The 21,454-nt window shown below is 46.4% G+C and carries 17 protein-coding genes; 14 read left to right on the forward strand and 3 right to left on the reverse strand.

Going from position 1 to position 21,454, the window contains the following annotated elements; genetic code table 11:
• Nucleotides 1-31 precede the first annotated feature (31 nt).
• Nucleotides 32-1,480, forward strand: a complete 1,449-nt coding sequence (gene dacB, locus H8S52_RS13105) for a D-alanyl-D-alanine carboxypeptidase/D-alanyl-D-alanine-endopeptidase (RefSeq protein ID WP_117985227.1) — start codon at nucleotides 32-34, stop codon at nucleotides 1,478-1,480.
• A 146-nt stretch (nucleotides 1,481-1,626) separates the two neighbouring features.
• Here the strand turns inward: dacB and H8S52_RS13110 are convergent, their stop codons facing one another.
• Nucleotides 1,627-3,123, reverse strand: coding sequence for an acetyl-CoA hydrolase/transferase family protein (locus H8S52_RS13110; RefSeq protein WP_022103387.1), 1,497 nt, complete (start codon nucleotides 3,121-3,123; stop codon nucleotides 1,627-1,629).
• Between the two features lie 51 nt (nucleotides 3,124-3,174).
• Nucleotides 3,175-3,555 (reverse strand): hypothetical protein, encoded by a 381-nt coding sequence (locus H8S52_RS13115; protein ID WP_117985226.1) that lies wholly within the window; start codon nucleotides 3,553-3,555, stop codon nucleotides 3,175-3,177.
• Nucleotides 3,556-3,886: 331 nt separating this feature from the next.
• Here H8S52_RS13115 and miaB point away from each other — a divergent pair, with 331 nt between their 5' ends.
• The 6 genes from miaB (at nucleotide 3,887) to H8S52_RS13145 (ending at nucleotide 15,046) form a co-directional block, all read left to right on the forward strand.
• A complete protein-coding gene (miaB, locus tag H8S52_RS13120; RefSeq protein ID WP_186909959.1) occupies nucleotides 3,887-5,254 on the forward strand; it encodes a tRNA (N6-isopentenyl adenosine(37)-C2)-methylthiotransferase MiaB in 1,368 nt (455 codons plus the stop codon).
• Between the two features lie 677 nt (nucleotides 5,255-5,931).
• Nucleotides 5,932-7,569, forward strand: a complete 1,638-nt coding sequence (locus tag H8S52_RS13125) for a fimbrillin family protein (RefSeq protein WP_186909960.1) — start codon at nucleotides 5,932-5,934, stop codon at nucleotides 7,567-7,569.
• A 67-nt stretch (nucleotides 7,570-7,636) separates the two neighbouring features.
• Nucleotides 7,637-9,565 carry a fimbrillin family protein gene (locus H8S52_RS13130; RefSeq protein WP_186909961.1) on the forward strand — a complete coding sequence of 643 codons (1,929 nt, stop codon included), beginning with the start codon at nucleotides 7,637-7,639 and terminating at the stop codon, nucleotides 9,563-9,565.
• A gap of 293 nt (nucleotides 9,566-9,858) precedes the next feature.
• Complete coding sequence (locus H8S52_RS13135) at nucleotides 9,859-12,579, forward strand: TonB-dependent receptor (RefSeq protein ID WP_186909962.1); 2,721 nt, start codon at nucleotides 9,859-9,861, stop codon at nucleotides 12,577-12,579.
• Between the two features lie 33 nt (nucleotides 12,580-12,612).
• Nucleotides 12,613-13,998, forward strand: coding sequence for a DUF5689 domain-containing protein (locus tag H8S52_RS13140; RefSeq protein ID WP_186909963.1), 1,386 nt, complete (start codon nucleotides 12,613-12,615; stop codon nucleotides 13,996-13,998).
• A gap of 13 nt (nucleotides 13,999-14,011) precedes the next feature.
• Nucleotides 14,012-15,046 (forward strand): endonuclease/exonuclease/phosphatase family protein, encoded by a 1,035-nt coding sequence (locus tag H8S52_RS13145; RefSeq protein WP_117907094.1) that lies wholly within the window; start codon nucleotides 14,012-14,014, stop codon nucleotides 15,044-15,046.
• A 78-nt stretch (nucleotides 15,047-15,124) separates the two neighbouring features.
• Here H8S52_RS13145 and H8S52_RS13150 read toward each other — a convergent pair whose 3' ends face one another.
• The gene (locus tag H8S52_RS13150; RefSeq protein ID WP_186909964.1) at nucleotides 15,125-15,580 is read right to left on the reverse strand and encodes a DUF3836 domain-containing protein; all 456 of its coding nucleotides are present in this window, start codon (nucleotides 15,578-15,580) and stop codon (nucleotides 15,125-15,127) included.
• A 429-nt stretch (nucleotides 15,581-16,009) separates the two neighbouring features.
• Here H8S52_RS13150 and H8S52_RS13155 point away from each other — a divergent pair, with 429 nt between their 5' ends.
• The 7 genes from H8S52_RS13155 to folK all read left to right on the forward strand — a co-directional run bounded on the left by H8S52_RS13155 (nucleotide 16,010) and on the right by folK (nucleotide 21,437).
• On the forward strand, nucleotides 16,010-16,927 hold the full coding sequence (locus tag H8S52_RS13155; RefSeq protein ID WP_016660943.1) for a class I SAM-dependent methyltransferase: 918 nt from the start codon (nucleotides 16,010-16,012) through the stop codon (nucleotides 16,925-16,927).
• 23 nt (nucleotides 16,928-16,950) lie between these two features.
• Complete coding sequence (locus H8S52_RS13160) at nucleotides 16,951-17,832, forward strand: ABC transporter permease (RefSeq protein ID WP_186909965.1); 882 nt, start codon at nucleotides 16,951-16,953, stop codon at nucleotides 17,830-17,832.
• Between the two features lie 65 nt (nucleotides 17,833-17,897).
• Nucleotides 17,898-18,140, forward strand: coding sequence for a DUF3098 domain-containing protein (locus H8S52_RS13165; RefSeq protein WP_005655705.1), 243 nt, complete (start codon nucleotides 17,898-17,900; stop codon nucleotides 18,138-18,140).
• 2 nt (nucleotides 18,141-18,142) lie between these two features.
• Complete coding sequence (locus H8S52_RS13170) at nucleotides 18,143-18,997, forward strand: undecaprenyl-diphosphate phosphatase (protein WP_022104240.1); 855 nt, start codon at nucleotides 18,143-18,145, stop codon at nucleotides 18,995-18,997.
• Entirely contained in the window at nucleotides 18,997-19,707 is a 711-nt protein-coding gene (gene truB, locus H8S52_RS13175) for a tRNA pseudouridine(55) synthase TruB (RefSeq protein ID WP_005655702.1), read from the forward strand. Before H8S52_RS13170 ends, truB begins: the two co-directional genes overlap by 1 nt.
• A 102-nt stretch (nucleotides 19,708-19,809) precedes the next feature.
• Nucleotides 19,810-20,868 (forward strand): tRNA preQ1(34) S-adenosylmethionine ribosyltransferase-isomerase QueA, encoded by a 1,059-nt coding sequence (gene queA, locus H8S52_RS13180; protein ID WP_005655700.1) that lies wholly within the window; start codon nucleotides 19,810-19,812, stop codon nucleotides 20,866-20,868.
• Nucleotides 20,869-20,987: 119 nt separating this feature from the next.
• Nucleotides 20,988-21,437, forward strand: a complete 450-nt coding sequence (gene folK / locus H8S52_RS13185; protein WP_060386045.1) for a 2-amino-4-hydroxy-6-hydroxymethyldihydropteridine diphosphokinase — start codon at nucleotides 20,988-20,990, stop codon at nucleotides 21,435-21,437.
• The last annotated feature ends 17 nt before the right edge of the window (nucleotides 21,438-21,454 follow it).

Raw genomic sequence — 21,454 nt, forward strand, 5'->3', positions numbered from 1 at the left:
GCCGGAAACAGCCGGACAACAGAGAAACTGAATGATAGCTTGTAAGAAGATGAGAAAATATTGCTTATTCCCGATTGTATTGATTTTGACGTTGATTCCCTGTGTATTGCCTGCACAGGGAATATCACCCGAAACAAACTCTTTGTCTTCGCAACTGGATACATTGATAAAGTATCAATTGCCCGCAGGCTCCAATGTATCTATTTCAGCATATGACCTGACCGCCAATAAGGTTCTTTATGATTATCAGGCGGATAAACTTTCCCGTCCGGCCTCTACGATGAAGCTGCTGACTACGATTACGGCACTTGCGCGTCCTGAGGCGGACGAGCCTTTCCGTACGGAAGTCTGGTATAAGGGAGTGATTGAGCGTGATACGCTGAAAGGGGATATATACGTTGTCGGCGGCTTCGACCCTGAGTTTGACGACGAGGCGCTGGCTTCTTTGGTCGGCAGGGTGGCACGGCTGCCTTTCTCTGTGGTTCAAGGCAGGATATATGGCGATGTTTCCATGAAAGACTCCCTGTATTGGGGAAGCGGCTGGCTGTGGGACGATACGCCCCATTCTTTTCAGCCGTACCTGTCGCCGCTGATGCTTGATAAAGGAGTGGTTACGGTGACTGCCTTTCCCGGTGCACAAGGTGATACGGCACGTTTGGAGTGTACTCCCGCTTCGTCTTATTATACGCTGGTCAATACAACGAAAACCCGTACCCCCTCTGCCGGACGTTTCCGCGTATCCCGCAATTGGCTGGAGAACGGCAATGAACTGGCGGTATCGGGTAATGTGGACGGGAGGCGTACCGGTACGGTGAATATCTACTCTTCGCAGGATTTCTTTATGCACACCTTTCTGGAGCGTTTACGGGCAAAAGGCATTCATTGCCTGCTGGGTTATTCTTTCCGCGAGTTTCAAAAAGACAGTGTTTCAGTGCGAATGGCATCTTATAACACTTCTGTACAGGCAGTAGTGAATCAAATAATGAAAGAGAGCGATAATTTGAATGCAGAAGCTATGTTATGCCGTTTGGGTGCACAGTTTACAGGCGGCAGGCATGTTTCGGCTGCGGACGGGCTTTCGGCTGTCCGTCAGTTAATCAGAAAGCTGGGTTATCTCCCGGACCGTTATAAGCTGGCAGACGGTTGCGGGCTTTCCAACTATAACTACATCTCCTCTGAACTTTTAGTCGCCTTCTTGAAATTCGCTTATTCACGCACGGATGTGTTTCAGAAATTGTATAAGGCGTTGCCTATCGGAGGAGTGGACGGGACATTGAAGAACCGGATGAAGAAAGGGACGCTTTCTTATGGGAAAGTGCATGCCAAGACAGGCTCTTTTACTGCTATAAACTGTCTGGCAGGTTATTTGAAAGCGAATAACGGACACCACATTGCTTTTGCCATTATGAATCAGAATGTGCTTTCCGGCAGGGAAGCACGTAAATTCCAGGATGCAGTCTGTGATATGCTTATCCGGTGAATGGCCGGTTGGTGTGAATTTTATTTTTTTTCAGGCACAGATTATGCGGATTGCACGGATTTTCAATTTAATCCATGTTGTGCTTTAAATCCGTGCAATCCGCGTAATCCGTACCTGAAAGGTCTTTTTAACGGAAGGAACCGTCTTTATTTGTACTGTGCCCAGTCAACATTCTTCATATCCCCGCTTTTTGCCAGTTCGGCGTGCATAGCCAGAGCGGCACGCATGGAGTGGGGAGTCTGCGCCTTGCCGTCGGTCAGTTTCAGATAATCCCACAGGATATTCTTGTAGTCCGGATGAACACAGTTCTCGATGATTGCCTGTGCACGTTCTTTCGGGCTCTTGCCGCGCAGGTCGGCAACACCTTGTTCGGTAACGATGATGTTGACATCATGCTCGCTGTGGTCCACATGGGATACCATCGGTACGATGGCGCTGATTTTGCCTTCTTTGGCTACGGACGGGCAGGTGAAGATGGAGATGTAGGCGTTGCGCGTAAAGTCGCCCGAACCGCCGATACCGTTCATCATCTTCGTACCGCCGATATGGGTGGAGTTTACGTTTCCGTAGAGGTCGGCTTCGATGGCCGTGTTGATGGAGATAATACCTAAACGGCGCACCACTTCGGGACTGTTGGATATTTCCGACGGGCGGAGAACCAGCTTGTCGCGGAAGAAGTCCATATCCTCGTATATACCGTTCAGACAGTCGTTGGTTACGGTCAGTGAGCAGGCGCTGCCAAACTTCACGCGGCCTTCGCGAATCAGTCCGATAACGGAGTTCTGGATAACCTCTGTGTACATCTCGAATGCCGGAATCGTCTTGTCACGTCCCAAAGCACCTAATACTGCGTTGGCGATGTTGCCTACGCCCGACTGTAACGGGAGGAAGGTGGAAGGGATGATACCGCGTTTCATATCTGCGGCAAGGAAGTCGGCTACGTTCTGTCCGATTTTGTCGGTCAGCGGGTCGGCAGCGGCGAAAGAGCGGGCTTCGTCCGGCCAGTTGGTTTCCACGATGCCCACAATCTTTTTCGGGTCTACCTGGATGTAAGGCTGTCCGATACGGTCGCTCGGCTTGAAGATAGGTATTTCGCGGCGGTAAGGCGGGTCGAGCGGTTCGTAGACGTCGTGCAGGCCCATGGCGTTTTTGCTGTGTGCTGCGTTCAGCTCTATGATAATCTGGTCGGCAAGGCGGCAGATAGTGGGAGCGATACCTCCGGCAGCGGTCAGGTAGATTTTACCGTCGGGAGTCACCTCGCAGGCTTCGATGATGGCGACATTTACTTTTCCCATGAAGCCGTAGCGTACTTCTTGCGCCATTTGCGACAAATGGATGTCGTTGTAGGCAATCTCGCCGTTGTTCACCGCTTTACGGAAATCGGGGTTGGTTGTGTAAGGAGCACGGTAGCGGATGGCTTTGACGCGTGAGAGGACACCGTCGCAGGAGTCTCCGGTTGAAGCTCCTGTAAAAATGCCTACCTGGAAAGGGTTTCCTTTGGCATGTTCCGCTTCTGCTATTTTTGCCAGTTCAGCCGTAACGGCTTTGGCTGTGCCTGCGGGAGTAAATCCGCTCAGGCCGATATTGTAGCCATGTTTAATCAGGCTTGCAGCTTCTGCTGCTGAAATGTAATTAAATGCCATAATGTTATAGTTATTTTTTCGTGTAAGGAATCAACTTTATTTTCAATCGCATTAATACTTTCGTTGTAATATCTCTCCCCAGATGATGGCTTTGCGTGCCTCTTCTGCCGAGTGTATTTTAAATTGGGATGAGGTTTCGGTGGGTTCGGGAGACATATTGTCGGTGTTTGGACAGACGGGAGGTTGTTTGGGAGCGGACTTATGCTTCTTTGCGGCTTTCTTTCGCGGCACGCTTACTTCCGGTTCTGGATTTTCGGGGCTATATCCGTCATAGGGTACACCGTTCCAATTTTCCGGAAAAGGACTTTCTGCATCGGGCATAGGCATGGCGGGACCGTTGCCGGTACTGGTTTTCGCTTCTTTCCTGGCCTGTCTTACAAAGCCGATAGCAATGATGCCTATCACGAACAGAAATTTGAAGATGTCTTCCATAAGTCTTTCTTTGTTTTTTACATCGCCAAAGGTAATTATTTAATCTGATTGTAACCAATAAATTGGCATTAAAAAAGGGCAGCTTCACAGCTCCCCTTATTTTTTTTAACCTAAACCTTAACTATGAAAAAATCTAATGTTTCTTTCATTTCACAAAAATGGAAATTTATTCTAATAATGCCAAATTAACACTCGGAAAATGTTTAGTCGCTTAACATTAATTAGTAGAAATCTGTCAATTAGAGGAAGTTAAGTGTTATTTTTCCACAGTTTCACTGCTTTATTGAACGTGAAGATGTATCTTTGCGGTGAAACTAAAAAATAAGAAACAATGGAAAATATGACGGGAGCAGACTTTAAATCTGCAACTGCTGATGACAACAGAAAGTTGTTCATCGAGACGTACGGCTGCCAGATGAATGTGGCAGACAGTGAAGTGATAGCCTCTGTGATGCAGATGGCGGGGTATTCGGTGGCCGAGACACTGGAAGAGGCGGATGCGGTATTCATGAATACCTGTTCTATCCGCGACAATGCCGAACAGAAAATTTTAAACCGGCTGGAGTTTTTTCATTCGCTCAAGAAGAAAAAGAAGAATCTGATTGTCGGTGTGTTGGGATGTATGGCGGAACGTGTCAAGGACGACCTGATTACGAACCACCATGTCGACCTGGTGGTGGGGCCGGATGCTTATCTCAGCCTGCCCGATTTGATTGCGGCTGTGGAAGCCGGTGAGAAAGCCATTAACGTGGAGCTGTCCACAACGGAGACCTACCGCGATGTGATACCTTCGCGTATCTGCGGCAACCACATCTCCGGCTTTGTCTCTATCATGCGCGGTTGCAATAACTTCTGTACATACTGCATCGTTCCCTATACACGCGGACGGGAACGCAGCCGTGATGTGGAAAGTATCTTGAATGAAGTGGCGGATTTGGTGGCTAAAGGCTATAAGGAAGTGACCCTGTTGGGGCAGAATGTCAATTCGTACCGTTTTGAGAAGGCGGACGGGGAGGTTGTCACTTTCCCTATGCTGTTGCGCACCGTAGCAGAGTCTGCACCGGGTGTACGCATCCGTTTCACTACTTCGCACCCCAAGGATATGAGCGATGAAACCCTGCAGGTTATTGCGGAAGTGCCCAATGTGTGCAAGCATATCCACCTGCCTGTGCAGAGCGGAAGCAGCCGTATCCTGAAACTGATGAACCGTAAGTATACCCGTGAATGGTATCTGGAGCGTGTAGATGCTATCCGCCGTATCATTCCCGACTGCGGTTTGTCTACGGATATATTTTCCGGTTTCCATTCCGAGACGGAAGAAGACCACCGGCTTTCCCTTTCCCTGATGGAAGAATGCGGTTATGATGCCGCCTTTATGTTCAAGTATTCCGAGCGTCCGGGTACGTATGCCAGCAAGCATTTGCCGGATGATGTGCCGGAAGAGGTGAAGATCCGCCGTCTGAATGAAATCATCGCTTTGCAGAACCGCCTTTCTGCCGAAGCCAACGCCCGCTGCGTGGGTAAAACCTACGAAGTATTGGTGGAGGGAGTGTCCAAGCGTTCGCGCGACCAGCTCTTCGGACGTACCGAGCAGAACCGGGTAGTGGTTTTCGATAGGGGTATGCATCGCGTGGGTGATTTTGTGAACGTGAAAATCACGGAAAGCAGTTCGGCAACGCTGAAAGGAAAAGAAGTGTGATTTTGCGGTAATATTGCCGGTAATTTTACCGGTAATATTACCGCAAGTGATATATAATATATATATAAATATAATAATACCAGTCAGTATAAATACTGATCGGTTTGAAGCGTAAAAAACGCAATTTTACTATCCTGCAAGGTCCGTTTCCGGAATGCCGCGGGTTTGCTTCCGAAATACCGTGAGTTTACTCCCGAAATGCCGTGTGTTTGTCATGAAAACGCCCGGCATTTGTGTTTGAAATGCCTGGCATTTCAGGAGCAAACTCACGGCATTTTCTTTTTAAATAATTCACTTTTCAAAAACAAACTACAGGTTATTCATTTTTAGATATTTCGCTTGACGCTATCTTTATTGTTAAATGGATTTTTTATTATTGATGCTCTGTTTTTTTACTTGATATTTCTAACCTGTATAGTTGTTGATTTTATCCTATTCTTTTTATTTTCTTGTTTATTTCCCGTTGGGTTTATAATGGGAAGGTTTTATATTTGACATTATATTTTCATATTATTGTCATATTTTTGGTAAAAAAGGACTTTTTTACTGTATGCTATGCAGATTTTGTTCCGGGTCTTTATTTATGTGTATTTTATTTTATAATTTTATGCACTTATTTTAAAAAAACAGAAAACAGTTCAATAAAAACAATTGTAAGATATTTAATATTTTTCAGTATGACAATTAAAAGTGCAATCGGATTTCTATCCTTGTTTATCGTTCTTCAGGCTTGTGAAAGTAAATTTGCTGAATTGCCGCAGGGTAATCAGGCTGCGGAAGCCACATTTACATCTGTCATAGATGACAGGGTGATGTCGAGAGCGGTCAATGCTTCGTGGGAAGCGAATGATGTGATCGGTCTTTTTATGCTCGACAATGCCAATAAAAAGGTCCTTAAAGCCAATGCAGCGTATGTCACCGCACGGGGTGACGGCAATTTCGTGGGAAAAGCGGGCAATGCCGTTTATTATCCGGAAGACGGAACGGCGGTGGATTTCATTGCTTATTATCCGTATGATGAGCAAGTGACGAAGCATACCCAGTATGTCCTTGACGTGACAGACCAGAGCCGTCAGCAGGATATAGACCTGATGACAGCTGTTAACCTGACAGGCAGGAGTGCGACCTCCCCTACCGGCAATCTTCAATTCCGCCATTTGCTGGCAAAACTGGTGCTGAATCTGAGCAGTGCCGACGGCAGTTCGCTAACGGGAATCAAAGCAACGGTGCAGCCACTGATAAGCAAGGCTACCATAGACCTTTCGAAAGAGAGTGATAACATTGAATTGGGAAATGAAAAAAAAGCTGTTTCCATGTGCGTCAATAAAGAGTGTACGCAGGCGGATGCTGTGCTGATACCGCAATCCTTTGAAGGAAAACTGAAAATTACATTATCTGTCAACGGGAAAGATAAGGAGATTGAAACAAATATAGCGGGAAATATTGAGGCAGGAGTAAGGTATACGCTTAATTTGAAAATCAGTAATACAGGGGGAGATACAACGGTAGACCCTGAAGCGCCTAAGTATGCCAAGTGGTTTGAGACGCCGGTTATAACGAAGGCACAGATGGAAAATCATGATTTGATGTATGTTACTCATAATACGAAGCAAAAATATAAGGGTACTGCCCGACCGGATATGGAGGGACAGATGATACGTAATTATAGTATGCTGTATGATAAAAAGATGAAGATGGCACATTGGGTGGCTTATCCTTTGCATCGGTACTATACCGAGAAAAATGTAACGCGAAAGGATAACTGGGTTTCTGATCCTCTTGTGAGGGAGAATGAATTTCAAGCTGTGGTTTCAAAATCCTATGAGGGGGAGATTTATAGAAGAGGACATCAAATACCGAGTAATGACCGTGTAGCTACCATGGAGATGAATAATCAGACATTTTATTTTACCAATCAGACTCCGCAAAGGCAAAACAAATTTAACGGAGCTATTTGGATGAATTTGGAACATAGAATTAATAGTTGGTCTACAGCTTCGGATACAGTTTATGTTGTGACCGGTGCAGTACCGCCTTCAGATGATGCTACTTGGATAAAAGAAAAATCTATAAAGGATAATGATGGCAAGGATATTCCCATTCCGTCCTATTATTTTAAGGCTGTGGCGCGTAAGATAGGCGGCAAGTATCATACGATTGCTTTCTGGATGCAACATAGGGACTATACAGATTCTCAATCCTATATGAAATATGCGGTTTCCGTCAGTGACTTGGAAAAGAATACCGGGTTTGAGTTCTTCCCGGGACTTGATGAGAGCACAAAGAGCCAATTGGATTTATCCAAATGGCAGTAATCCTACTGTACAAAGGTACTCAATTAAGACAACATAAAAACAAAACCAATCTCAAAAACAAATCATTATGAGAGTCAGTAATTTATTGATTATGGGCGCATTGTCAGCCCTTGTTTTTACGGGATGTACTAACAATGATGACAATAGTGAATGGTTGGACAGTAACAGCGTTACTTTCAATTCCCGCATTGACGGCCTGCAGACCAAAGCTTCCAAAGACGTTTGGAGCAATGGTGATGAAGTAGGTATCTTTATGACGACGCAAACTGCTGAATTTGCCAACAAGAAATATGTTGCATCGGACGGCGGTACGCTTACGGCTGCTCCGGGACAGACATTGAGGTATCCGGAAGAAGGAACGGCAAGTTTCATTGCTTATTATCCTTATTCCGCATCTTTAAACGGTAAGACTTTAGCCGTGTCTGTAGATAATCAGGCAGACCCTGCCAAAGTAGACTTGCTTTATTCTGATAATGCCAAGGCAATTGCTGCCGGAGAGGCTGTAGACCTGGCTTTCAAACATAAACTGAGTCAGATTGTGATTGCTGTCGGTAGCGATGAGACTCTTCCCGATATAAGCGGATTGAAAATCTCTCTTTCCGGAATGAATACACAAGCCGATTTTAATCTGGCTGACGGTACACTGGCAGCTAAAGAGAGTAAAGCCAATATCGACATGAATGTCAGTGCCGATGGCAGTACTGCTGAGGCGATTATCCTGCCTGCCACTACACTGGATGGCGTCAAGATGACATTCGTGCTGGACGGTAAGACTTTCGAATGGCCTGTTTCCGTAAATGGCGGTGCCGGTTTTGAGGCCGGATATAAGTACACGTACACTGCTACTTTGTCCACGGAAAACGGTAAACCTGCCGTTACTATGGGCGGAGCAAGCATTGAATCGTGGACAGACCAGCCTGGTGGCGATATTAATGTGGACTTTGGTGAAGGTGGCGGTGAGCAGCCGGAAGGAGAAAAGGTGTTGTTGGATGAGAAGTTCGATAGCGGCATAGGAGCATTTACCATTGAGGATAAAACAAAACCGTCTGAATTGGATTATATATGGAAATTTGATAAAGGGACAACTAATAGCGGTAGTGAATACGCTTATATGAAAGCCAGTGCTTTTAAGGATAAGACAAAATATGAATCAGAAAGTTGGTTAGTTTCTCCGGAAGTGGATTTGGCTGGTGCAACAACTATTACGTTTACTTTTGAACATGCTATTAATAAAGCAGCTGGTGATGTTAAGGCTAACCATAAAGTTTATGCAAAAGAAATAGGTGGAGAATGGCAAGAACTTACAGGCTTTATTTATCCGGCAGGAACTGACTGGAACTTTATTGGTTCTGGAGATATTGATTTGTCTTCTTATAAAGGCAAAAAGATACAGATTGGTTTCCAATATACAAGTACGGCAAGCTCTGCTGCTACATGGGAATTAAAGAATGTGAAGATAGTAGCTGATGGAGAAGGTGGAGGCACTGTTGAACCGGAGCCGGAACCGGAACCTGGTGAGAGTGATTTGTTTATTTCTGAATATGTGGAAGCTAAAGGAAATAATAAATATATAGAGGTTTATAATCCTACAAATGTAACAGTAGACCTTTCTGCATATTCTTTAAAACAAAACAATAATGGTAAGCCGGATTGGACTTATACATTAGCATTAAGTGGAACTTTAGAGCCTAAGACGGTAATTATATATAAACATCCTGAGGCTGATTTGTATGGAGGAGGAATTGCAGAAGATAATAAATTTGGAGTTACTAGTTTTAATGGAAATGATGCAGTAGGGCTTTTTAAAGAAGATGTTCTTATAGACTTAATTGGATATTTTCAAAAAGGCGATGATTACGCTAAAGATATTATTCTTCGTAGAAAAGCAACTATAACAGCTCCTTCTGCTACTTATAATTCGGAAGAATGGGAGTCCATTAAGATTACTGGTACTGCTGAAGATGTCAGTGGTTTAGGCTCTCATACTATGAACTGAATATACTCAGAATCTTATATAGTAACTGATGCTACTGATATAATCCGATTTTGATTATTGTTATTTTGTGGGTGTATCGAAACTCTGATTAATATGTTATAAGCTTCGCTTAGACTATTTCAGTAAGAATAGTCAGTCATTCAGAAAAGCGTAGCGACGAAGAATTTCTTATCTTAATACAAGAAGATAGAATCTTCACTCTATTCAGAATGATAGGATATAAGGTTTATCAGACTTTCGGCACACCCACAAATTATGATTTAAATCACTCATTATTATACCCCAATTAACGTATGAAACTAAAATTACTGTTCTTCATTACATTCTTCTTCCCCTGTCTCGCCTTTGCTCAAAGTGCAGGTACGGTGAAAGGCAGTGTAGTCGGAGCAGTGAGCAATGAGCCTGTACCCGGAGTCATCGTCACTCTGACCGGGCAGGACAGACAGGTTACTACCGATGCAAACGGTAATTTCATTCTCCGTAATTTGCAGCTGGGAAGCCATGTCATACAGCTCAACTCCGTATTGATTACTCCGAAGAGTGTAACCATTGAAGTGGAAAAACTGGGCGTTACAGAACTCGAGCCCATTAAGGTGACCGAGCTGAATGCCACCGAAGACATCTCCATGATTGGCGTGATAGACGCAGGCATGGTGGATGACGATGTGGAGAACGCTTCGCAGGATGTGAGCTCCACCGTAATCCTCTCTAACGATGTCTTTCTGAACCGCGCCGCTTACCAGTTGTCGCCCGCCCGTTTCTCGCCGCGCGGCTATACCGGTTCGCAGGAACTGAAATACATCAACGGCGTGGAGTTTAATGACCAGAACCGCGGAGTGTTTAATTATGCCTCTGTTGGAGCATTGAATGACATGACCCGCAACGGTGACGTAACCAACTTCACCGCACCCTCTACCTTTACTTTCGGAGCACTGGGCGGTGCCGAAAATATAAATATGCGTGCATCGTCCTATACTCCCGGCGGCAAGGCTACCGTGAGCTATACCAACCGTAACTACTACCTGCGGGGCATGTTTACCTATTCCACCGGACTCAACGAAAAAGGATGGGCGTTTACCGCATCGGCAGGTGGCCGCTATTCGCACGAGGGAAACATAGATGGTACGTTTTACAACAATCTGGCTCTTGCTTTCTCTGCCGAGAAGCAGTGGCAGGGCGGCAAGCACAGCCTTTCGATGACCGCTTTCGTATCGCCCGTACAGCGCGGACAGCAAGGTAACTCATACCGTGAGGTCTACGAGCTGACCGACAACTACCTTTACAATCCTAATTGGGGATACCAGAACGGCAAGAAACGCAATGCGAAAGTAGTGACCGCATTCGACCCGACCGCCGTTATCTCGCATATCTGGAAGATAGACGATACTACAACGCTCACCACCGGTGTGGGTGCGCATTATGCACGCTATGGCAATACGGCGCTGAACTGGTATAACGCTCCCGACCCGCGTCCCGACTACTATCGCTACCTGCCCTCTTATTTTGAAGACGAGGATATGCAGATGCAGTACCGTGACTTATGGCGTAGCGGACGTCCCGATTTTACCCAGATAAACTGGGACAACCTTTATCTGGCCAATGCCAATAACCTGCGTGCCGGTAACGGTGCTGCCGTATATATGGTGGAAGAGCGCCGCAGCGACCTGTTGGAGACCTCGTTCAACTCCACACTGAACAAGCAGTTTAACCGTCATCTGGGTTTGACGGCGGGAGTAGGGGCGCGCTTTACGCAGTCGCGCCAGTTCAAGACGGTAGACGACCTGCTGGGCAGCAACTATGTGCTGGATATCGACAAGTTTGCCGAACGCGATTTTTCAGGCGACCACGACAAGTTGCAGAACGACTTGAACCGTCCGGACCGTAAAGTGTATAAGGACGGCATCTTCGGTTACAATTTCAATCTGAACATCTACTCGGCAAATGCCTGGGCGGTGAACCGCTATACTTCGCGGCACTGGGACTACTACTATGGAGCCAAGCTGACTTATACCAATTTCCGCCGCGACGGAAAGATGCGCAACGGACGCTATCCGGACAGTTCCTACGGCAAGGGTATCCGTCATCAGTTTACCGATATTACCGTAAAGGGCGGTCTCACTTATAAGTTTAACGGACGCCATATGCTGACCGCCAACATCAGTTACGGCAGCGAAGCGCCGCTGCCCAATGAGGCGTATATCTCACCCCGTATCACCGACCGCACAATCGACAACATGAAGAGCGGACGCATCTTCAGCGCCGACCTCAACTATGTATTCTCCATGCCCCAACTGGCTGGACGTATCGGTGTTTTCCAAACCAATTTCTACGACCAGATGGAGCGTAACAGTTACTACGACGGCATAGAGGGCACATTCATCAATCACGTGTTGTACGGTGTAAACCGCATTCACCGCGGACTGGAACTGGGGGCTACCTACAAGTTGGACGACCATTGGAGTTTCGACCTTGCAGGAACCATTTCCGAATATTATTACAGCAATAACCCCGACGGTGTGAAGCACTCCGAAAACGGTAAGATAACGGATCAGGAAAAGGTGTACATGAAAGATGTTTATGTGGGTGGAATGCCGCAGTTTGCCGGCACTTTCGGTGTGCGTTACTTTGTGAACTACTGGTTCCTGGGAGCTAATGTCAACGGTTTTGCCCGCAATTATATCGAGGTTGCACCGTTGCGCCGTCTGTCGTCCAACTATGCTTCCGTCAATCCCTACAATCCGGAGCAGATGGAGGCTTACCGTACACTGACTACACAGGAACGTTTTCCGGCAGCTTATACGGTGGATATTTCGGTGGGTAAGATATTCTATCTGCCCGGACGCCAGTCTGTCAACTTCAACCTTTCGGTAAACAACCTGCTGAACAAGAAGGATATATGTACGGGCGGCTATGAACAGGGCCGTTCCGACCTGAGTTATCCTACGCGTTTTGGCGGCAAGTATTACTATATGCAGGGACTGAATTGTTTCCTCAACGTAAGTTATCGTTTTTAACCAATCCTATATAATCAGAAAAATTATAAGAATATGAAACTTTTCAATAGAATCAGCTTATTGCTTATCTCTTCTCTTGTGTTCGCAGCCTGCGAGCGCGATTATGATGCGCCGCCTTTGAACGAGCCCAAGTATGATGGTCCGGCAGCCAATACCACGATAGAGGAACTGCGTGCTATGGGGGCAACAGTAGGGGAGGATGCTCCCTATACCATTGGCGAGGAAAAAGTGATGAAAGCCGTTATCACTGCCAATGACGAGTCGGGAAATATCTTCAAGAAGATTTATTTGCAGGACGAAACCGGCGCCATCGAAATGGAAGTGGACCAGAACAGCGTGTATAATTACTATCCTGTAGGGCAGACGGTTTATATCGACCTGAAAGGATTGAGCCTTTCCATGTATGGCGATGAGTTGCAACTGGGACACCCCGACGGGTATCTTTACCGTACACCGTGGGAAGAGTTTCAGGCACACGTGAAGAAAGACAGTTGGGCAAATCCGGAGAATGTGACTCCGCTTGTAATAGATGATATCAGCAAGGTGAATGCCGATGTGAACGGCTATAAGTTCAAATTGGTGAAATTTACCGGCGTAACATTCCAAAATGGCGGAAAAGGCACTTTTGCTCCGGAGGATGACTATGGGGAAGAGAACATAGAGGATAGCCACGGGAATGTCATTATGATACGCACCAGCTCGTATGCCAACTTTGCAGCCAATCAGCTGCCGAAAGGAAAAGGAAGCGTAACCGGTATCCTGGGACGTTTCAAAGGAGGCTGGCAACTTACGGTAAGAAGTGCGGATGATGTGGCGGACTTTACGGAAACTCCGGGGGGAGATGAGACGCCGGAACAGCCGGAGGAGATGGTGACAATTCTTGAAGAGTCTTTTGGTAAGGAGAGCGGGCAAGGTGCATTTACCATAGAGGATGTCCAGCTTCCGCAGGGAAGTGATTATGTGTGGAAAGCGTCTAACTATAATGAAACTTATTATATGATGGCAAGCGCCTATGTTAATGGCGCTAATCAAGCCTCTGAAAGCCGTCTTGTTTCTCCTGTACTTGATTTGACAGGTAAAAATAGTGTAATCTTGACTTTCGACCACACCTTTAAAACATTTGCTGCCGATACGCATTTGGAAGATTTGAAACTGGAAGTAAGAGAAGAAGGGGGAGACGTATGGACAGAAGTCGGCATTCCTACCTATTCTACAGGGACAGATAATAAGTTCGTTGCTTCCGGTGATATTAAATTGGATACTTATACAGGTAAGAAAATTCAATTTGCGTTCCATTATAAGAGTTCGACGGCTAATGCTTTGAGGTGGCAGATACAAAATGTAAAAGTAACAGCGGTTACCGGTGGCAATACCGGTAACGGCGGAACAGTTATCGAACCTACTCTTACCGGTAATTAAAAAATTGCGCTTTATGAACAGACGACTCATATTGTCAGCTTTTTTGGTATTATGCCTGTCCACCGGCTTGCTCGCACAGGGCAAGCTGCGTGTATATGCTGCCGCCTTTTATAATCTGGAGAATCTGTGGGATACGGAAGACAATCCGGATAATCCGGGCGATGATGACTTTACTCCGGGCGGTAAGTACGAATGGACACAGGTCAAATACGAACAGAAATTGCAGAATGTTGCCAAGGTGATTTCACAATTGGCGCGTGACTATTGTCCTGCCGGACCCGCCATTATCGGCATCTCCGAAGTAGAAAACAAAAAAGTCCTGGAGGACCTGGTAAAGACAGAGCCTATCGCCTCATTGGGCTACCGGATAGTGCATTTTGAGAGTCCCGACCACCGTGGCATCGATGTGGCTGCCATTTACAATCCGCGACTGTTTACTTTTGTGTCTGCGCGTACTTATCCGTTTGCCAAACCCGACATGCCGGGCTATAAAACACGCGACCAGCTTTTGGTGAGCGGTATACTGGCAGGAGAGCCTTTTCACATGATTGTAAACCATTGGCCGTCACGCTATGGCGGTTCCAAATCATCACCTTTGCGCGAGTTTGCAGCCGGTATCACCCGCCATATAGCCGACTCGCTGCATGCCGATAATCCGCAGGCAAAGGTGATAATTGTGGGCGACATGAATGACGACCCCGATAACAAGAGTTGCAGTCAAGTGCTGGGAGCTGTGAAGAACATCAGGGAAGTGAAGCCCGGCGGTTATTATAATGCTACCTGGAAGCTCTTTGAGCAAGGTATCGGTTCGCTCTGTTACCAGAATCGTTGGAACTTGTTCGACCAGCAGATTGTTTCGGGTAATCTGATAGGAAAGGACCGCAGTACATTGAAGTTTTGGAAATCGGAAGTCTTTAACCGTCCGTTCCTTATCCAGCAGGAAGGAAAGTATAAAGGCTATCCGTTGCGCACTTTCTCCGGAACTACTTTCCAGAACGGATACAGTGACCATTTGCCTACTTTGACTTATTTTGTAAAAGAACTCTGAGTACGGTACAAAGACAGGGAGTACGAGCCTCACGGACCGTACTCCCCTTATTAATGTATTGTTAACTTTAATTTTTCACTATTCTGCCATTGTCAATAGGTTTACCATGTGGTATATACTGTTGCTTTTGTAGGCTACCGGCATATTCTCCGCATTCATTTCGTACACGCTCTTTCTCACATCTTTATCATAAGACTGATGCTTTTCGTTCCAGCGGGCGTAGGATAAGGTGATTTCATTGTCGGCATACTGATAGGACATCCTGAAATAAGGCATCCATTTTTCTTTGACGCTGTCCCATTTGGAGGCGGTTTTATTTGCCAGGCGGTTTTCGTCATCGTATGTAAATTCATAACGCATGTGGTTGTAGAGGTAAGTTCCGCTTTGTCTGAAGATGGTTTTTGCCACTATCAGGTCATTCTGTACTTCCTCATTGGTAATGAATCTGTCCTGAGCTTTGACTTCTGAGTTCATGATACTTACGATAACCATTGCTACGAATGCGACTGCTTTGAATAAATTTGTAGTTTTCATAATCTTTATTTTTTTATTGTTACTATTCCTGTTTTACCGTTAGACGCGACTGCCGATATAAAAAGTTGCTTTTTCCGTCTTTTTTTCTCGAACGTCTTCGCATTATAAAAGTCAATAACCGTGCCAATAGATTAACTGTTTGATTAACAGTGTATTTCTTGTTTTCATCTCTGTTCATTATCGGACAGTTGTCCGCCTAAGAACGGACACAAAGGTGATAACCGGTCCGTTTTGTGAAGAAAACCTGAGTTGGGATTTCTCTGTCTTTTCAATATCGGGTTGCAGTAGGGCGGACTTTTATTTCATGTTAATATTAAATCTCCTTAATGAAAGCCTTGTAAATCACTTTTTATTTGTTATTTTGCACCAAATTTAGGATTAGTGCGGTCTGTCCGTTTCAGGCTGCATTTCCTTATCGGTAAACGTTCGATGAATAAACTCACTATAAAAGCTTGTCCGGTATGTGGAGGAACGCATTTGGAGCGTACCTTGACCTGCATAGACCATTATGCTTCGGGCGAGGCATTCCATTTGTGCCGTTGCCGGGATTGCGGTTTTATCTTTACTCAGGATTTTCCTGTGGAAGCGGAAATCGGACGCTATTACGAAACTCCCGATTATATTTCCCACTCGGATACGAAAAAAGGAGCGATGAACTCCGTATACCACCGTGTACGCAGTTATATGCTGAAGCGGAAAGCGCGTCTGGTAGCGCATGAAGCGCATCGCAAGACGGGGCGTCTGCTGGATATAGGTACGGGTACCGGTTACTTTGCCGATACGATGAACCGTGCCGGCTGGCAGGTGGAAGCCGTTGAAAAGAATGCCGGAGCGCGTGTGTTTGCCAAAGAACATTTCGGATTGGAAGTGAAGCCGGATACTGCGTTGAAGGATTTTGAGCCGGGGAGCTTCGATGTCATCACGTTGTGGCATGTAATGGAGCATCTTGAAGCATTGAACGGGACTTGGGAAACCTTGAATTCGTTGCTGACGGACAAAGGTGTGCTGATAGTGGCCGTACCCAACTGTTCTTCATATGATGCCAGAAAGTACGGTGCATATTGGGCTGCCTACGATGTTCCCCGTCATTTGTGGCATTTCACTCCCGCCACTATCCAGAAATTAGGCTCCAGACACGGCTTTATTCTGGCAGAGCGGCATCCCATGCCGTTTGACGCGTTTTACGTGTCTATGTTGACGGAGAAGAACATGCGCCGTTCGTGCCCGTTTCTGCGAGGCATGGTTGTCGGTACGCTGGCATGGTTCCATGCGTTGGTAAGGAAAGAACGCAGCAGCTCCATGATTTACGTATTCCGTAAGAAAAAGAGCGAAAAAACGGTAGAGTGATAAATGTGAGAAGGGATTGAAAAATGAATAAGAAAGCTAAAAACAAGTCTGTGCCCTGTTTTGATATGCAGTTCATCACATCCAGCATAAGCACTACGTTGGTGTTGCTGCTGCTGGGGTTGGTGGTGTTCTTTGTATTGGGCGCTCACAACCTTTCCGTATACGTAAAGGAGAATATCAACTTCTCCATTCTCATCAGCGACGACATGAAGGAGAGCGATATACTGAAGTTGCAGAAAAAACTGGATAAAGAACCGTTTGTGAAGGAAACGGAGTATATCTCCAAAAAGCAGGCGCTCCGCGAGCAGACCGAAGCAATGGGAACAGACCCGCAGGAGTTTCTCGGCTATAATCCTTTTACGGCGTCCATTGAAATTAAACTGCATTCCGGTTACGCCAATTCGGACAGCATCGCCAAGATAGAGAAGAAAATCAGGAAGAATACGGATATACAGGAGGTGCTTTATCAGAAAGACCTGATTGATGCGGTGAATGAGAACATCCGCAATATCAGTCTGATGTTGCTGGGGCTGGCAGTCATTCTGACTTTCATCTCTTTTGCCTTGATAAACAATACAATCCGCCTGACCATTTACTCCAAAAGGTTCCTTATCCATACGATGAAGCTGGTGGGGGCAAGCTGGGGCTTCATCAGGCGTCCGTTCCTGCGGCGCAACTTCCGGATAGGCGTATTGTCGGCTGTCATTGCCGATGCCATTTTGTGGGGAGCCGCCTATTGGCTGGTTTCTTACGAACCGGAACTGATCAGGGTTATCACTCCGGAGGTGATGCTGCTGGTGTCTGTTTCCGTACTGGTGTTCGGAGTGCTTATTGCCTGGTTGTGTGCATTGCTTTCCATCAACAAATATCTGAAAATGAAGGCAAGCACCCTGTATTACATATAATATTGCTTTCCGAAAGGTAAAGTTTCAGATAGTAAATAGTAAATCGTTAAATAGTAAATAAACAGATGAGTAAACAGAAGTTCGCTTTCGACAAGACCAATTTTATTTTGCTTGCTGTCGGCATGGCGGTAGTGATACTTGGTTTTATTTTAATGACCGGTCCCGTATCCACACCGACACACTTTGAGCCGGATATCTTTAGTGTAAGACGCATTAAAGTGGCGCCGCTGGTATGCCTGCTGGGGTTTGTCTTTATGATATATGCAGTATTACGTAAACCGAAAACAGAAGATAAAACAGAAGAATAACTATGGGAGATTTGAGTACGCTTGAAGTGATTATTATCGCTATTGTAGAGGGACTGACGGAATTTTTGCCGGTTTCTTCTACGGGACACATGATTATTACACAAAATCTGTTGGGCATAGAGAGCACGGAATTTGTGAAAGCCTTTACGGTAATCATACAGTTCGGTGCAATCCTTTCGGTGGTCTGGCTGTATTGGAAACGTTTCTTCCGTCTGAATCATACTCCGGTTCCGGCAGGTACTTCCGCGCTGAAACGCTTCCTGCATAAGTTTGATTTTTACTGGAAACTGCTGGTGGCGTTCGTTCCGGCGGCTGTGCTGGGATTTCTGTTCAGCGACAAGGTCGACGAAATGCTGGAGAGCGTGACCGTAGTGGCCGTGATGCTCGTGATTGGCGGTGTGTTCATGCTGTTCTGTGACAAGATATTCTCGAAAAACAGTGAGGATACCGTTCTGACGGAGAAGAAAGCCTTTAATATCGGTCTGTTCCAGTGTATTGCAATGATACCGGGCGTGTCCCGTTCCATGGCAACGATTGTCGGCGGTATGGCACAGAAGATGACGCGTAAGGCTGCGGCCGAGTTCTCTTTCTTCCTGGCTGTTCCCACGATGTTTGCAGCTACGGTATATAAGATGCTGAAACTCTTTCTGGACGGAGGAACGGAGATTATCATGAATAATCTGCCGGCGCTGATAATAGGAAATGTGGTGGCATTTGTGGTGGCTTTGCTTGCTATCAAGTTCTTCATCAGCTTTGTAACGAAATATGGTTTCAAGGCATTCGGATGGTATCGTATCATCGTCGGAGGAATCATCCTTCTGCTGTTGCTTACGGGACACAATTTAGAGGTGGTGTGATGATGGATTTTAAAGAGGGAGAAGTTCTGTATTTCAATAAACCGCTGGGGTGGACATCGTTCAAGGTCGTAGGGCATGCGCGTTACCACATTTGCCGGCGGATGAAGGTAAAGAAGTTGAAAGTAGGCCATGCCGGTACACTCGACCCGCTTGCCACGGGCGTGATGATAGTATGTACGGGCAAGGCGACAAAGCGGATTGAGGAGTTCCAGTATCATACCAAGGAGTATATCGCTACCATTCGGTTGGGCGCTACCACCCCTTCCTATGATTTGGAGCACGAGATAGACGCTACCTATCCTACGGAGCATATCACGCGGGAGCTGGTGGAGGAGACATTGAAGAAGTTCACAGGCGAGATACAGCAGGTGCCGCCTGCTTTTTCGGCTTGTATGGTGAACGGCAAGCGCGCCTACGACCTTGCCCGCAAAGGTGAGGAGGTAGAGCTGAAGCCCAAGTTGCTGGTGATTGACGAGATTGAACTGCTGGAATGCAACCTGCCGGAAATAAAAGTCCGGGTAGTGTGCAGCAAAGGCACTTACATCCGCGCCCTGGCACGCGACATCGGTGAAGCGCTGCATAGCGGCGCTCATCTCACGGCCCTGGAACGTACCCGTGTGGGGGATGTCCGCATAGAAGACTGTCTGAATCCGCTTGATTTCAAAGAGTGGATAGACGGGCAGGATTTAGTTATGAGTGATGGGTTATAAGTTATTTGCTACGAAGGAGCATACTGCTGGATAACTCATGCCATTTATGACTAAAAAATATACTGAAATAAACAATAAATAACTTATAACTCATAACTGATTATGAAACTGTCGCAATTTAAGTTTAAACTTCCTGAAGAGAAGATTGCCTTACATCCTACAAGGTATAGAGATGAGTCGCGCCTGATGGTACTGCACAGAAAGACGGGCGAAATCGAACACCGTATGTTCAAGGATATTTTGGATTATTTCGATGATAAGGATGTATTTATCTTTAATGATACGAAGGTGTTTCCTGCCCGGCTGTACGGCAACAAGGAAAAGACCGGTGCACGTATCGAGGTATTTCTGTTGCGTGAGTTGAATGAGGAGTTGCGCTTGTGGGACGTGCTGGTAGACCCTGCCCGCAAAATCCGTATCGGCAACAAACTCTATTTCGGTGAAGATGACTCTATGGTAGCCGAGGTGATTGACAATACCACTTCGCGCGGACGTACCCTTCGTTTTCTGTATGACGGGCCGCACGACGAGTTCAAGAAGGCATTGTACGCTTTGGGCGAGACGCCGCTGCCGCACAGCATCATCAACCGTCCCGTGGAACCGGAGGATTCGGAACGTTTCCAGTCTATCTTTGCCCGCAACGAAGGTGCTGTAACGGCTCCTACGGCAAGCCTGCATTTCAGCCGCGAGCTGATGAAGCGCATGGAGATTAAGGGAATTGACTTTGCCTATATTACATTGCATGCCGGTTTGGGCAACTTCCGCGACATCGATGTAGAGGACCTTACCAAGCATAAGACGGATTCCGAGCAGATGATTGTTACGGAAGAAGCCGTAAAGGTTGTAAACCGTGCCAAGGATTTGAACAGGCAGGTGTGTGCCGTAGGTACTACGGTGATGCGTGCAATAGAGAGTACCGTCAGCACAGATGGCCATTTGAAGGAATATGAAGGCTGGACGAATAAGTTCATCTTCCCGCCGTATGACTTTACGGTGGCCAATGCGATGGTATCCAATTTCCACATGCCGCTTTCCACGCTGCTGATGATTGTTGCCGCTTTCGGCGGTTACGAGCAGGTGATGGAAGCCTATAACGTGGCATTGAAAGAGGATTACCGTTTCGGTACTTATGGAGATGCGATGTTGATAACAGACAGGTAAAATAGCGGTTAGGGATTAGCGGTTAGTGTTTAGTGATTAGCACTATGCGGGCATGTTGCGTTATTACGCCGTAGGGCACTAATCGCTAATCACTGAACACTAATCACTAAACTTAAATGATGTACGTTTACTTTGGCTTAGGAACTAATCTCGGCGACAAGGAGCACAATCTCCGTCTCGCTGTCCGGAAAATAGAAGAGCGGGTAGGGAAAGTCGTTTCCCTGTCCGCTTTTTATGCTACTGCTCCGTGGGGCTTTTCTTCGGAACATACGTTTCTGAATGCGGCGGCCTGCGTGGAAACGCTTCTTCCGCCTTTGTCCGTGCTTCATCTCACCCAGGAAATAGAACGCGAGATAGGGCGTACGCATAAGTCTGTAGGCGGGGTCTATAGCGATCGGGTGATTGATATCGACCTGCTTTTATACGGTGACCTGGTGCTGGATACTCCCGAATTGAAGCTGCCTCACCCGCTGATGCACGAACGCCGCTTTGTGATGGGGCCGTTGGCGGAGATTGCACCGGACCTGGTGCATCCGATATTAAAGAAAAAGATGCGGGAGTTGTTGTGAAAAATAGTATCTTTGTT

This window comes from Bacteroides sp. NSJ-48, from assembly GCF_014287405.1.
Classification (GTDB): Bacteria; Bacteroidota; Bacteroidia; order Bacteroidales; family Bacteroidaceae; genus Bacteroides; species Bacteroides stercoris.